The 13,605-nt window shown below is 36.7% G+C and carries 11 protein-coding genes; 9 read left to right on the top strand and 2 right to left on the bottom strand.

Annotated elements, in window-relative coordinates; all coding sequences use genetic code 11:
- Positions 1-31: 31 nt before the first annotated feature.
- The gene (locus NC799_RS01775) at positions 32-415 is read right to left on the bottom strand and encodes a TIGR04086 family membrane protein (protein WP_272444597.1); all 384 of its coding nucleotides are present in this window, start codon (positions 413-415) and stop codon (positions 32-34) included.
- A gap of 158 nt (positions 416-573) precedes the next feature.
- Between NC799_RS01775 and NC799_RS01770 the strand changes: the two genes are divergently transcribed.
- Both NC799_RS01770 and NC799_RS01765 read left to right on the top strand, forming a co-directional pair.
- Positions 574-1,875: an ArsB/NhaD family transporter gene (locus tag NC799_RS01770; protein WP_272444596.1), complete on the top strand. Its 1,302-nt coding sequence runs from the start codon at positions 574-576 to the stop codon at positions 1,873-1,875.
- A 141-nt stretch (positions 1,876-2,016) separates the two neighbouring features.
- On the top strand, positions 2,017-2,616 hold the full coding sequence (locus NC799_RS01765) for a YetF domain-containing protein (protein ID WP_417006660.1): 600 nt from the start codon (positions 2,017-2,019) through the stop codon (positions 2,614-2,616).
- A gap of 146 nt (positions 2,617-2,762) precedes the next feature.
- Here NC799_RS01765 and spoVB read toward each other — a convergent pair whose 3' ends face one another.
- The gene (gene spoVB / locus NC799_RS01760; RefSeq protein ID WP_272444595.1) at positions 2,763-4,313 is read right to left on the bottom strand and encodes a stage V sporulation protein B; all 1,551 of its coding nucleotides are present in this window, start codon (positions 4,311-4,313) and stop codon (positions 2,763-2,765) included.
- 120 nt (positions 4,314-4,433) lie between these two features.
- Between spoVB and NC799_RS01755 the strand changes: the two genes are divergently transcribed.
- The 7 genes from NC799_RS01755 to dtd all read left to right on the top strand — a co-directional run bounded on the left by NC799_RS01755 (position 4,434) and on the right by dtd (position 13,539).
- Positions 4,434-4,724, top strand: a complete 291-nt coding sequence (locus NC799_RS01755; RefSeq protein WP_272444594.1) for a post-transcriptional regulator — start codon at positions 4,434-4,436, stop codon at positions 4,722-4,724.
- Positions 4,725-4,903: 179 nt separating this feature from the next.
- On the top strand, positions 4,904-7,159 hold the full coding sequence (gene secDF / locus NC799_RS01750) for a protein translocase subunit SecDF (RefSeq protein WP_272444593.1): 2,256 nt from the start codon (positions 4,904-4,906) through the stop codon (positions 7,157-7,159).
- Positions 7,160-7,361: 202 nt separating this feature from the next.
- Entirely contained in the window at positions 7,362-7,715 is a 354-nt protein-coding gene (locus NC799_RS01745) for a LapA family protein (RefSeq protein WP_272444592.1), read from the top strand.
- A gap of 65 nt (positions 7,716-7,780) precedes the next feature.
- Complete coding sequence (gene recJ / locus NC799_RS01740) at positions 7,781-10,129, top strand: single-stranded-DNA-specific exonuclease RecJ (RefSeq protein WP_272444591.1); 2,349 nt, start codon at positions 7,781-7,783, stop codon at positions 10,127-10,129.
- Entirely contained in the window at positions 10,119-10,631 is a 513-nt protein-coding gene (locus tag NC799_RS01735; RefSeq protein ID WP_272444590.1) for an adenine phosphoribosyltransferase, read from the top strand. Before recJ ends, NC799_RS01735 begins: the two co-directional genes overlap by 11 nt.
- A gap of 239 nt (positions 10,632-10,870) precedes the next feature.
- Positions 10,871-13,078 (top strand): RelA/SpoT family protein, encoded by a 2,208-nt coding sequence (locus tag NC799_RS01730; RefSeq protein WP_272444589.1) that lies wholly within the window; start codon positions 10,871-10,873, stop codon positions 13,076-13,078.
- Positions 13,079-13,092: 14 nt separating this feature from the next.
- Positions 13,093-13,539 (top strand): D-aminoacyl-tRNA deacylase, encoded by a 447-nt coding sequence (gene dtd, locus NC799_RS01725; RefSeq protein ID WP_272444588.1) that lies wholly within the window; start codon positions 13,093-13,095, stop codon positions 13,537-13,539.
- Positions 13,540-13,605 lie beyond the last annotated feature (66 nt).

Genomic DNA, 13,605 nt, shown 5'->3' with positions numbered 1-13,605 from the left:
AGCACCACATAGAGTTTTCTTTAGGCTTGCCTTATTTTTCTGCTGGTCCTGAACTCATATTAACACCAAGGACACCACCAACTAATGCTGCAACTAGAAAACCAACATGGTGTAACATTTGTGATAGATTAAATCCACCGCTATAGCCAAGGTATTGATATAATAGAATTAAAACGGTAAAACCAATTCCAGTAAGTCCCCCAAGAATCCAACCCTTCTCTTTACCTTTTAACCCAGCCACTAATCCTCCAGCAAAGAGTGCAATAATACTAACAATTAGCGTAGTCAACGTCATGGTTGACGCACCCAGGGAAGTAAACCGTAACAATAAAGATAAAACAAGGCTTGCAAAAACCATAACTGCTAAAACAGTAATCCAGCCGTAAACAAGTGCAATCATTCGAGTTTTTGCCATCTTTTTCCCTCCTCTGTTTGTCCATTGCTACATTTTATTCGAAGAAAAATAAAATAGAATAAAATATTTTACTACTCTGTGAATACATTAGTAGTAGTGAAATGAAGTCAAATCAAGGACATTGTTGTTAATTTTTTTTACTTGAAAGGGGACAAGATATGTCATCTACGATTGCAATTTCTGTCTTTGTGGTTAGTTATTTTTTTATTATGACTGAAAAAATTAATCGAGCATTGGTTGCCCTTTCAGGGGGAACATTACTACTGTTAACCGGTATTTATCAATGGGAGGATGCTTATTCCAATTATATAGACTGGGACACTGTGACACTATTATTTTCCATGATGGTGCTCGTATCCATTACAAAGAAAACAGGTTTGTTTGAATTTATTGCCATCCGATTTGCGCAGAAAGTAAAAGGAAAACCTATTCCGTTGTTGTTTGGCTCATCACTAATGACTGCAATTGGATCTGCTCTTCTTGATAATGTCACTACTGTGTTACTTTTTGTCCCAATCATCTTAACGTTGACTAAATTACTTGAATTAAATTCGTTTCCATACCTTCTGACGATTATTTTTAGTGCCAACATTGGTGGGACTGCAACGTTAATAGGTGATCCGCCAAATATTATGATTGGTCAAGCTGTAGAACATCTTTCGTTTACTTCTTTTTTGGTTAATGTAGCACCTATTTCTTTGTTGATTTTTCTAGTCATGATTTTTTCGGTTATTTTTCTCTTCAAAAATCAGCTAAAAATTAAGGATGAAAGTTTCGTTAATCAGTTAATGGAAATGGAAGGGGAACACTATTTAAAGAAAACCCCAATGCTATATCAATCTATTACTGTATTGTCTTTAACAATCATTGGGTTTCTCTTGCACCCTGTTTTTCACATTGAATTGACTACAGTTGCTGTTTGTGGGGCGTTATTGCTACTCTTAATGACGGAGAAAGAGGCTGGAACGGAAAAAATATTTGAACAAGTAGAATGGGTCACGCTGTTCTTCTTTATTGGTTTATTTATGTTAGTAGGTGGATTAGAGGAAGTAGGTGTGATTGATGAATTATCTAGAGGGATCATGTGGATGACAGAGGGGGACCTTACCTATACAGCATTACTCATTTTATGGACATCAGGGTTATTTTCAGGGATAGTTGATAATATTCCATTTGTTGCTGCAATGATTCCGGTTATTAAAGAATTTCAATCATATGGAATGGCTAATTTAGATCCTTTGTGGTGGTCACTTGCCTTAGGTGCCTGTTTAGGTGGCAATGGTACGTTAATTGGTGCATCCGCAAACGTTGTTGTTGCTGGCCTAGCTGAAGGAGCAAAGCAACGAATCCCGTTTGTTCGCTTTCTATTGTACGGTATTCCGTTAGTTATCGTATCTTTAATTATTTCTACCATCTACATCTACATAAGATACTTACTTCCATTCCAAGAAGCACTTTAATTCGAATAACTGTTCCCTTTAAGGCAATAATAATAGAAAAAGTAGGAAGCCTTTAAGGGGATGTGTTGTTTGGAACTGGATGTTGGAAAAATCGTGCTACGAACAATCATTACATATTTAGTGATTGTCATTGTTTTTCGAATGATGGGCAAAAGAGAAATAGGAGAGTTAAGTCTTTTAGATATAGTTATATTTATTATGGTTGCGGAAATGGCTGTTTTTGCTATTGAAGACCCAAGTGTTACGTTATTGCATTCCATCATTCCTATGGGTTTGTTATTAATAATCCAAAGATTCACTGCGTGGTTATCACTTAAAAGTGGATTGTTTAGAGGGTGGTTTGAGGGCAAGCCTTCCGTCATTGTGTCGAAAGGGAAAATTGACGAACATGAAATGAGAAAGCAGCGGTATAACTTTAATGACCTGATGCAGCAGTTGAGAGAAAATGGAACGAAAAGTATAAACGATGTCGAATTTGCAATTTTAGAACCGTCTGGAAAGTTATCCATTGTCGAGAAATCATCAAAGTATCAACAACCTATTTCGGAAAAGGGCTATGTGATCCCATTAATCGTTGATGGGAAAATACAAGATAAAGCCTTAAAAGACTTAAGGAAGTCAAAAGATTGGTTAAAGGAAATGCTTGCCTCTAAAGGTTATCATTCGTTAGAATCCATTTCATTTTGTTCTGTAGATAGTAATGACCAGTGGTATATTGATATAAAAGATGAAACAGTTTAAGATTTGATAAAGTACTAAAAAGCTTGAAGAGAAATTATGTTCTCATCAAGCTTTTTAGTTTGGAGACGATGAAAGAAATTTAGAAGAACTTTTTGACGAGTCCTTTCTAAAAAAAAGCAAGAGTACGGAATTAAGTGAATCCCACACTAAAAAAACCGCTTCAAAAAAGGTAATTGTTCCAGCTCATCTTTTGTAATAAACTTTAGCACAAACAACAAGGCTATATATATCACTGTCATCGTTACTAACAATAGCATGAATATTGGAAGTTGCGTTTCAAACCCGATAAAAATATACTTTAATCGATCACCAACTAACCAAGAAATCCCCAATAATGCAACCATTTTAATAATGTCTATCCAAGGTATTTTAAACCCAATCACTTTTATCAAAGTTGCTAAATGTAGTACTGTTCCGAGAACAACACCGACAGACATTGCAAGTGCTGCCCCCATAATTCCAAATTCTTCATTCGTTGCTAAAACAATTAATAAGACGAATTTCACACTTGTACTAATAATGCTGTTCCACATGGCAGGCTTGGCATAATCTAATGCTTGTAATGCTGCATTTAATGGAAACTGAATATAAAGTAACAGGAAAAACGGGGCCATTAGTACTAGAAATCGACTTGCATTGGCACTATCATACATAAATGATAAAATTGGCGCCGCGTATAAGGTAAGAACTATTGTTGCAATCGCACCTGATGCAAAGGAAATGCGAATTGCTTGATGAATTCGGTAATGTATGAGTTTGCGGTTATTTCGTGCGTCAGCTTCACTAATATTTGGAACTAAAGCAATAGCTAATGAGTGCGTAATAAACGTCGGTAAAAATAACAGTGGAAGAGCATAACCTGTTAGCTCCCCGTATTGCTTCGTTGCAACAGCAGTTTGAATCCCTGCAATAGCAAGGCTTTGGGAAACTAAAATGGGCTCTAAAAAATTGGAAATTGATCCAACAAGTCTGCTCCCTGTACTAGGAAGTGCAATCGACATTAATTCTTTTAGCGTATTTTTTCCGGACTGGATATACTCAAACACTTTGCCTCTTAGTTTTATTCTCTTTTTCGTTTTAAACATATAAAGCATAAATAACAAAGAGCATAATTCTCCAATAATAACCGAAATCATTGCACCAGCTGCCGCAAATTCAATTCCGTATGGTAAAAATAAGTTAACTAGGAATGCAACGCAGGATATTCTAACGATTTGTTCAATAACTTGTGCATAGCTTTGGGGCTTCATATTTTGCCTTCCCTGGAAGTACCCCCGAATCACGGAAGAAATTGCACTAATAGGCACCATTGGACTAATCGCTAACAAAGGGTATAAGGTTCTATCGTCCGTTAGCAGTGTATTGGCGACTACAGGGGCAAACATTATCATTCCAACGGTATAGAAGATGCTTAACGTTCCAGTAATGGTCAAGGATATGACTAGAATTTGTTTGATTTTTCGTTTATCCCCATGCGCTTCTGCTTCAGCCACGCGTTTAGAAATGGCTAATGGTAAGCCGAATTGTGATAGTGTATAAATCAGAAATAAAGTCGGTAGGGCCATATTATAAAGGCCAACGCCTTCCTCTCCCATAATTCGTGCAACAACTATCCGGTTAATAAACCCAAGAAATCGTGTGATCATTCCTGCAAAAATTAAGATTAATGTTCCTTGTAAAAATGTTTGTTTGGTCACATTGACCGACCTGCCTTCTCAAAGAATTAAAATTCATATACAATGATGTATATGCGTGAAAGTTAGGCAAGCATGACAAGCTTTCATATTTTAGCTTGATATTTAGAAGGAGATGGCATCATGGTCATTAAAAAACCGGTAAACGAATGGAAGAGTATGCTAACCATTGTGATCAAAAGCAAAGTGGACGAGTTTAGGATGATGGGATATACCAAAACAAATGCAGAGGATATATGGCAATGTTTGACCGAAAAAGTATGGAAGGGAAATCCGGAAAAAAGGTTACACGAAGTCGTTCAAGATATTTTTCACCTAAAGACTACTACATACATGAGTTTTTTAACGGTTAAGACCTATAAGGATGATAACCTGTTAGCTTCGATTGCTGCATTGACAGAGTCTAACGATTAATAAAAGTCCATTGACACGATGAAATAAAAGTTTCATAATACTTTTGTGCTTACAATTTCTGTGAGTTGTTTAAAATTTTAAAACAGTTCACTTTAAGCAACGATCTCAGGAACTGAGATAATAGGATAATGGTTGTTGTTTTGTTACTGGAGTGGATGTGTGAAGGAGGCAATTTCAACATGGTAAAACGAGGAAGAATCGTTGCCTTTTTTCTGATCGTCATCGTTTTAGCAGGTACGATTGGGACAACGATTTCTGGAATTATGAAGGATATGAGCTTAGGACTTGATCTACAGGGTGGTTTTGAAATTCTCTATGAAGTAGAGCCAGTAGATGAAAATCAAGAGTTATCAATGGACCTTCTTGAAGCAACTACACAATCTTTAATTGAACGTGTAGACGCTTTCGGAGTCAGCGAACCAGTTTTTAATATTGAGGGTGACAACAGAATCCGGGTTCAGTTGGCGGGAATAGACGACCAAACGGAGGCGAGGGAGCTTTTAGGTACCTCAGCAAGGATTTCGTTTCGTGATGTCAATGATAAGGTTTATTTAGATGGTTCAGATATTGCTGAAGGTAGTGCAAAGCAGGATTTTGATCCGCAAACCAATCAACCAATTGTTACATTACGATTAAAAGATGCATCTAAATTTGCAGACGTTACAAGAACTATTTCCCAGATGCCAGCGCCTAACAATCGCTTAGTCATTTGGATGGACTATAAAGAGGATTATTCCTACAAAGAGGAAGTAACAAAGGAAAAACCTAAATTCATCTCAGCACCTGGGGTAGATAAAGTAATAAATTCGACCAATGTTCAAATTAATGGTAATTTCACCGTTGATTCTGCCCAACGTTTGGCAAAAATTTTAAATGCTGGTTCACTCCCTGTGAACTTAAAGGAAGTTTATTCAACATCTGTTGGAGCACAGTTCGGTATACAAGCAATGGATAAAACGATTTTTGCTGGTATGCTTGGTATTGCTTTAATTTTCCTATTTATGCTTATTTATTATCGCTTTCCTGGTTTTATTGCAACATTAACGATATCGGTTTATCTTTACCTTATATTAGTAGTATTTAATTTAATGAATGGTGTCTTAACGCTGCCTGGTATTGCTGCAATTATACTTGGTGTTGGGATGGCTGTTGATGCGAATATTATCACGTATGAACGGATGAAAGAAGAACTACGAGAAGGAAAATCGGTTATATCTGCATTTAAAGCAGGGAATAGTAATTCACTTTCCACGATATTTGATGCAAATATTACTACATTGATTGCAGCAACCGTGCTATTTATTTTTGGGACAAGCTCTGTAAAGGGATTTGCTACTTTACTGATCATTAGTGTGTTAGTCAGCTTTATTACAGCTGTATACGGTTCTAGGTTATTTTTATCTTTCTGGGTAAATAGTAAGTTTTTAAATAAACGTCTAGGATGGTTTGGAGTAAAACAATCGGAAATCAAAGATATAGCTGATACAACTGAAATTGAACCTGCCTTCTTTGGTAAGCAGTTTGATTTTGTACACAATCGTAAAAAATACTTCACGTTATCCATTATTTTAGTCGTTGCAGGGATTCTTTGTTTGAGTATCTTCCGCCTCAACTTAGGGATAGACTTTACAAGTGGTTCTCGAGTCGAAATACTGGCTGACCAAACAGTTTCAACACAAGAAATTGAAGAAGGATTTTCTTCTTTACAACTAGATCCTAAAAAAGTAGTGGTCTCAGGAGACAACAATGAAATTGGTGTTGCTAGGTTTGACCGTGAGCTATCACAAGAAACGATAGCTGATATTAAACAATATTTTAAAGAGACATATGGTAGTGAACCAAATGTTAGTACCGTTTCCCCGATAGTTGGACAGGAACTTGCGAAAAATGCTTTCTTTGCTGTTATTTATGCATCGATTGGTATTATTATCTATGTTACCATTCGATTTGAGTTTTACTTTGCATTAACAGCTATCATTGCATTACTCCACGATGCATTTTTTATTCTAGCCTTATTTAGTATTACAAGGATGGAATTTGATATTACTATTATTGCAGCGATATTGACAATTGTTGGTTACTCGATAAATGATACAATCGTAACGTTTGATCGGATAAGAGAAAACTTAAAATTGAAAAAGCGTGTTAAATCCTTTGCAGAACTTGCAGCTATTATAAACAAAAGCTTAATGCAAACTTTAACAAGAAGTATCAATACCGTACTAACTGTCGTGTTTGCGGCTGTTATGTTACTCGTTTTCGGTGCATCATCGATCACTAACTTCTCGTTTGCGTTGGTTGTTGGTTTGATTGCAGGTACCTATTCCTCCCTGTTTATAGCTGCACAGCTATGGTTAATCTGGCGTGGGAAAAATATAAAAGATAATCCAATTGTATATGCAGAGAAAAAACGGACAGATGGTCCTCAAGTTTAACGCTTTTCAGGCGCTCCTTCTTAGCAAGGGGCGTTTTTTTAAAAAATAAAAAAGCATAAAAAGAGCCAAGAGCTGTCTAGCTCCGGGTGCGCCCTGCGCTTTTCTAAATCGACGAATTTATCCAATTATTCGACATATTAAGTTTAGAAATTTATAATAGAGGAAAATGAAAGGAAGAAACACACAAAAAGGTGGTAGATGAATGAGAGGACAAACCTATATTATCTTCGCTCTTATCTTTGCTGTAATTGTGGCTATCTTTGCTGTCATTAATGTTGAACCAGTTGAGGTAAATTACTTATTCGGAACAGGGGAAGCGCCTTTAATACTTGTTATCTTAATTTCTGTGTTAATGGGCGGTATTATAACAGCTGCTGTCGGTGTCGTTCGCCTGTTCAAACTTCAGCGTGAGATTAGAGCATTGAAAATGGAAAATCAGAAGTTGAAAGAAATGGAAAATAGCGGAATGAATGTTGACTTACAAGAAATTGACGACAGTGATTATAAAGAAGCTCCTCTGTCTTCCAATAAAATTGGGCAGGATTCAACCGAGTAATAATAAAGGATGTGTTTGCTCCCCCTGATACACTTTTGTATAATAAGTGAGTCAGGGGTGAATTTATGTTAAAGAGTAAAGCCAATTGGGAATTTACCTATAAGGAAAATTCGAGTAATGATACGAGAAAAATTAAACAACTTTCGACATCCTCAACCGTTGAAATGCTTCTACTTCAGCGGGGAATTTATACAGCTGAACAAGCTAAAACGTTTCTTAAACCCAGCATAGAGGATTTAAATAGTCCGGCTTTGTTTTCACATATTGATAAAGCAGCGAGTAGAGTTCATCAAGCTATTGAAAATGGTGAACATATATTGGTTTTTGGAGATTATGATGCAGATGGAGTAAGCTCTACGTCTGTTTTATTAGAAGCGCTTAGGGAACTTGGAGCTGTTTGTGATTATTATATCCCAAATAGATTTACTGAAGGGTATGGACCAAATGAACAAGCGTTTCGAGAAGCAAAGGACCAAGGGTTTGAATTAATTATTACTGTTGATAATGGAATAGCAGCTGTTGAAGAAGCGGAGATTGCTAAGGAGTTAGGTATTGATTTGATTATCACAGACCATCACGAAGTTCAAAACGAACTTCCAGATGCTTATGCCATTATCCATCCCAAATGTTCAGCAAACTATCCTTTTAAGGAACTAGCTGGTGTAGGGGTAGCATTCAAATTTGCGCAGCACCTTTTAGGTTACTTTCCTAGTCACTTGTTGGACCTAGTTGCCATAGGGACAATTGCGGATTTAGTTCCATTAGTCAACGAAAATAGAATACTTGCCTATTATGGCTTAAAGGCGATATCTAACTCTAATCGACCTGGTATAAAGGCATTGATAAAACAATGTAACATTGAAGGGGAAGTAAATGAAGAGCATATTGGTTTCTTGATAGGACCGAGGATAAATGCTGTAGGAAGACTTCAAGATGCTAATCCAGCAGTTGACTTGTTGATTACTGAGGAACAACAAGATGCATTGGAACTTGCGGCATTCATACAACAATTGAATCAAGATAGACAGCAAATTGTTAATGAAATTACTCACGAAGCAGAAGCTATGCTCGAAACAAATCCCTCTATCGATAATGTCATTGTTGTTGCCAAAGAGGGATGGAATGAAGGGGTATTAGGTATTGTTGCGTCAAAATTGGTTCGGACGTATCAACGCCCAGCTATAGTCTTATCGATCAACCAAGAAAAAGGACAGGCAAAAGGATCTGCAAGGAGTATTGATGCTTTTGATTTATTTTCAAATTGCATGGAAATACGTGATACGTTTATCCATTTTGGAGGACATGCCCAAGCAGCCGGAATGACATTATCTTTGGAAAAAATTAGTCAACTGAAAGAAAAACTTAACGAATGCGCTGCTAAGCAATTAACTGCTGCCGATTACCGGCAAGTACTTCGGATTGATAGTACCATTACGATTGATGAGCTTTCTGTAGATTTAATCAAAGAAATAGAGCAACTTGCACCCTTTGGTATGGGAAACCCTAAACCACTAATTCATGTTAAATCAAAACTAGATGAAGTGAGACAAATTGGCAGTGAAAAGAACCATTTAAAATTGATTTTACAACAAGATAATGCCAAGCTTGATTGTATTGGTTTTGGTTTTGGGGAATTGTATCCTATTATATCACCACAAAGTGAGCTAGATATAATTGGAGAACTCCAAATTAATGAGTGGAATGGGAAAAAGAAGCCACAAATCATGCTTAAAGATCTGTCTATTTCATCATGGCAGTTATTTGATTACCGAGGTTCAAAGCATTGGCATAACCAATTAGCCACAACAATATATGAAAATGGGGTTGCTGTTACCTTTCAACAGTCAAGTTCTCTGCACTTACCAAAAGAATTGAATGTCGTTCACTATGAAAGTGCTTTTGTTGCTAATGAAAGACAAAAAAATTCTGATTTAATTCTTTTAGATTTACCAACTGATTTAGCTCAGTTAGCTCATCTTGTCGCTGAGCTTCAACCTGCAAGAGTTTATGCTTGTTATCGCCTTGAAAATGAAGGACAATATTTTAATGCTTTGCCTACGAGAGAAGAATTCAAATGGTTTTATGCGATGCTACTAAAAAAGCAACAGTTTGATATAGATAAAGATATCGGGCAGTTATCAAAAGCTAAGGGATGGAAGCCGGAAAAGATCAAACTGATTATTCGTGTGTTTTATGAACTAGAATTTGTTAAAATGGATAGTGGCATGATCGAACCAGTATCAAAACCTGCAAAAAAAGACTTAGTTGAGTCAAAGACCTATCAACAGCAAAGTAAACAATTAGAAATAGAAGCAGTACTATACTACTCTAGTTATGCTGAATTAAAAGGTTGGTTTAATAACCAATTATTGGTAGATAGTGCACCTAAGGAGGAAGTAAGTAATGGATTATAAGCAATATGTAACTATCGTAGAGGATTGGCCTAAAAAGGGTGTTCGGTTTAAAGATATAACAACATTAATGGATAATGGGACAGCTTACAAGTCAGCTGTCGATGAAATTGTTGCATATTCTAAAGATAGAGATATAGATCTTGTTGTTGGGCCAGAAGCAAGAGGATTTATTGTAGGGTGCCCTGTCTCGTATGCATTAGAGGTTGGTTTTGCACCAGTTCGTAAGGAAGGAAAGCTTCCGCGTGAGGTAATTAAAGTGGATTATGGCTTAGAATACGGTGAAAATGTACTTACGATTCATAAAGATGCGATTAAACCAGGCCAACGTGTGTTAATAACAGATGACCTCCTTGCAACTGGTGGAACGATTGAAGCAACAATAAAATTAGTAGAACAGCTTGGTGGGATTGTGGCTGGATGTGCATTTTTAATCGAATTAACTTACCTAGATGGACGGGATAAATTAGAAGGTTACGATGTACTCACTTTAATGCAATATTAATTACTATTAATAGGAAAAGGAGTGCTTTACAGTAGTAGAGTGCTCCTTATTTTCCTAGTATAGGGAGATTTATTTCCTTTATTTAATGCTTTTTAATTATTTTTACTTTACTTTTTGATTGGTTTTTTCAATACTATAAGAAAGCGTGAACTTATTATTTTTCCTGCAAACTAATGATATGTAGATAAAGCTGATCTCATTTTTTCGTTGAGCAGCAATTAAGGGACAAAGGTGATTAGATGTCGAAAGATAATGTTTTGACAGCGGAAGAAGTTATTGAACAGGCTGCTCGGTATCTTTCTAAGGAGGATACTGCGTTTGTTAGCCGTGCTTACCAATTTGCTGAAGAGGCACATAGGGGTCAATTTAGAAAATCAGGTGAGCCATATATTATACACCCGATTCAGGTAGCTGGTATTTTAGTTCATTTGGAATTAGACCCTGAAACAATTGCGGGTGGTTTTTTGCATGACGTCGTGGAGGATACCTCGGTAACAGTTGAACAATTAGAAGAGGAATTCAATAGTGAAGTTGCGATGCTCGTTGATGGAGTATCGAAGCTTGGAAAAATTAAATATAAATCAAAGGAAGCACAGCAGGCAGAAAACCATCGAAAAATGTTCATTGCTATGGCTAAAGATATCAGGGTCATTTTAATTAAACTGGCAGACCGATTGCATAACATGAGAACATTAAAGCATCTTCCGCCAGAAAAGCAAAGAAGAATTTCCAATGAGACATTGGAAATATTTTCTCCTTTGGCCCATCGCTTAGGGATCTCAACAATTAAGTGGGAGTTAGAAGATACGGCTCTTCGCTACCTAAATCCGCAGCAATATTACCGGATTGTGCATCTGATGAAGCAAAAAAGGGAAGAAAGAGAACATTATATCCAGGAAGTAATGGATGAGGTCCAAAAGCAACTAGAAGAAGTCAACATTAAAGCGGAGTTTTCTGGAAGGCCAAAACATTTGTATAGTATCTATCGTAAAATGGTTTTACAAAACAAACAATTTAATGAGATATATGATTTATTGGCTGTTCGTATCCTCGTTGATAGCATCAAAGATTGTTATGCGGTACTTGGAATTATTCATACTTGTTGGAAGCCAATGCCTGGTCGGTTTAAAGATTATATTGCAATGCCGAAACCCAATCTATATCAATCCCTTCACACAACGGTAATTGGTCCAAAAGGTGCCCCGTTAGAGGTGCAAATTAGGACGAAAGAAATGCATGAAATTGCTGAATATGGGATTGCTGCTCATTGGGCATATAAAGAGGGTAAACGGATAAATCCGAATGATAATAATTCGGAAGCTAAGTTAGCTTGGTTTAGAGAAATACTGGAATGGCAACAAGAGACACATGATGCAGAAGAATTTATGGAATCACTAAAAGTAGATTTGTTTTCAGATATGGTTTATGTATTTACCCCTAAAGGTGATGTGATTGAGCTGCCAGCAGGGTCTGTACCGTTAGATTTCGCTTACAAAATCCACACTGAAGTTGGTAATCAAACGATTGGTGCAAGAATCAATGGCAAAATGGAACCGTTAGATTACCAACTGAAAAATGGTGATATTGTTGAAGTGATGACATCTAAACACTCATACGGTCCGTCACAAGACTGGTTGAAAATAACCCAAACATCGCAGGCAAAGAACAAAATTAAACAATTTTTTAAAAAACAACGCCGAGAAGAAAATATAACTAAGGGGAAAGAATTAGTTGAAAAAGAGGTAAAAGCGGCTGGCTTCGATTTAAAAGATGTGTTTACTCCTGAGAATGTAAAAAAGGTTGTTGAAAAATTTAATTTCTCTAATGAAGAAGATATGTATGCAGCTGTCGGTTACCAAGGGATTACTGCATCTCAAATTGCAACAAGGTTAACCGATAAAATCCGTAAACAACATCAACAGGAACAAGATTTGGCACAAAAAATCGAAGGGGTTAAAAGTAATGGATTAAAATCCACACCAGTTCACAAAAAAGATTCCGGTGTACGGGTCGAAGGTGTAGACAATCTGTTAGTCCGGTTATCAAAATGCTGTAATCCTGTACCTGGTGATGAGATTGTCGGATATATTACAAAGGGACGAGGTGTTTCTGTTCATCGTCATGACTGTCCTAATATAAAGACTGATGAGGCAAAAGACCGAATTCTTGAGGTTGCTTGGGAAAATACTGATACCAATACAAAACAATATCATGTTGACCTTGAAATATCAGGATATGACCGAAGAGGCTTGTTAAACGATGTGCTACAGGTCGTCAATGAGTCAAGAACAAATATTACTGCAGTAAATGGCAAATCAGACCGAAATAAAATGGCACTCATTCATATTACGATCCTGATTCATAATGTCAGTCATCTAAGAAAAATAGTTGATCGCTTAAAACAAATCAAGGATGTTTATACGGTAGAACGTATGTTAAATAGTTAGTAAGGAGATGTCTTATGAGAGTGGTAATTCAACGGGCTGAGAATGCAAAAGTTGTAGTAGAAGATAAAATTGTCGGCGAAATTGATCAAGGCTTAGTTGTTTTGCTTGGAATAACCCATGATGATCAAATGGAAGATGCTGCTTACTTGGCATACAAAATTGCCAATCTACGGATATTTGAAGACGAAAACGCGAAAATGAACTTGTCATTAAAGGATGTTGGGGGGAAGGTGTTATCTATCTCCCAGTTCACCCTTTATGGTGACACAAGAAAGGGAAGAAGACCTAATTTCATGAACGCAGCAAAACCAGAGTATGCTCTTGCGTTATACCAGCAATTTAATACATTACTCGAAAGTGAGGATGTCTTTGTTGAAACCGGGCAATTTGGTGAAATGATGCGCGTCCAGTTTACGAACGTTGGTCCAGTAACACTACTATTAGATAGCCGTGAACGATAGGGAATTTATCTTTACAGATAATAAAGATAAGGAAAGCCAGTGATTATTAATCACTGGCTTTCCTGT

It is taken from the genome of Aquibacillus salsiterrae (assembly GCF_028416595.1).
GTDB lineage: Bacteria > Bacillota > Bacilli > Bacillales > Amphibacillaceae > Aquibacillus_A > Aquibacillus_A salsiterrae.
This window is presented reverse-complemented; position numbering and strand designations above follow the sequence as displayed.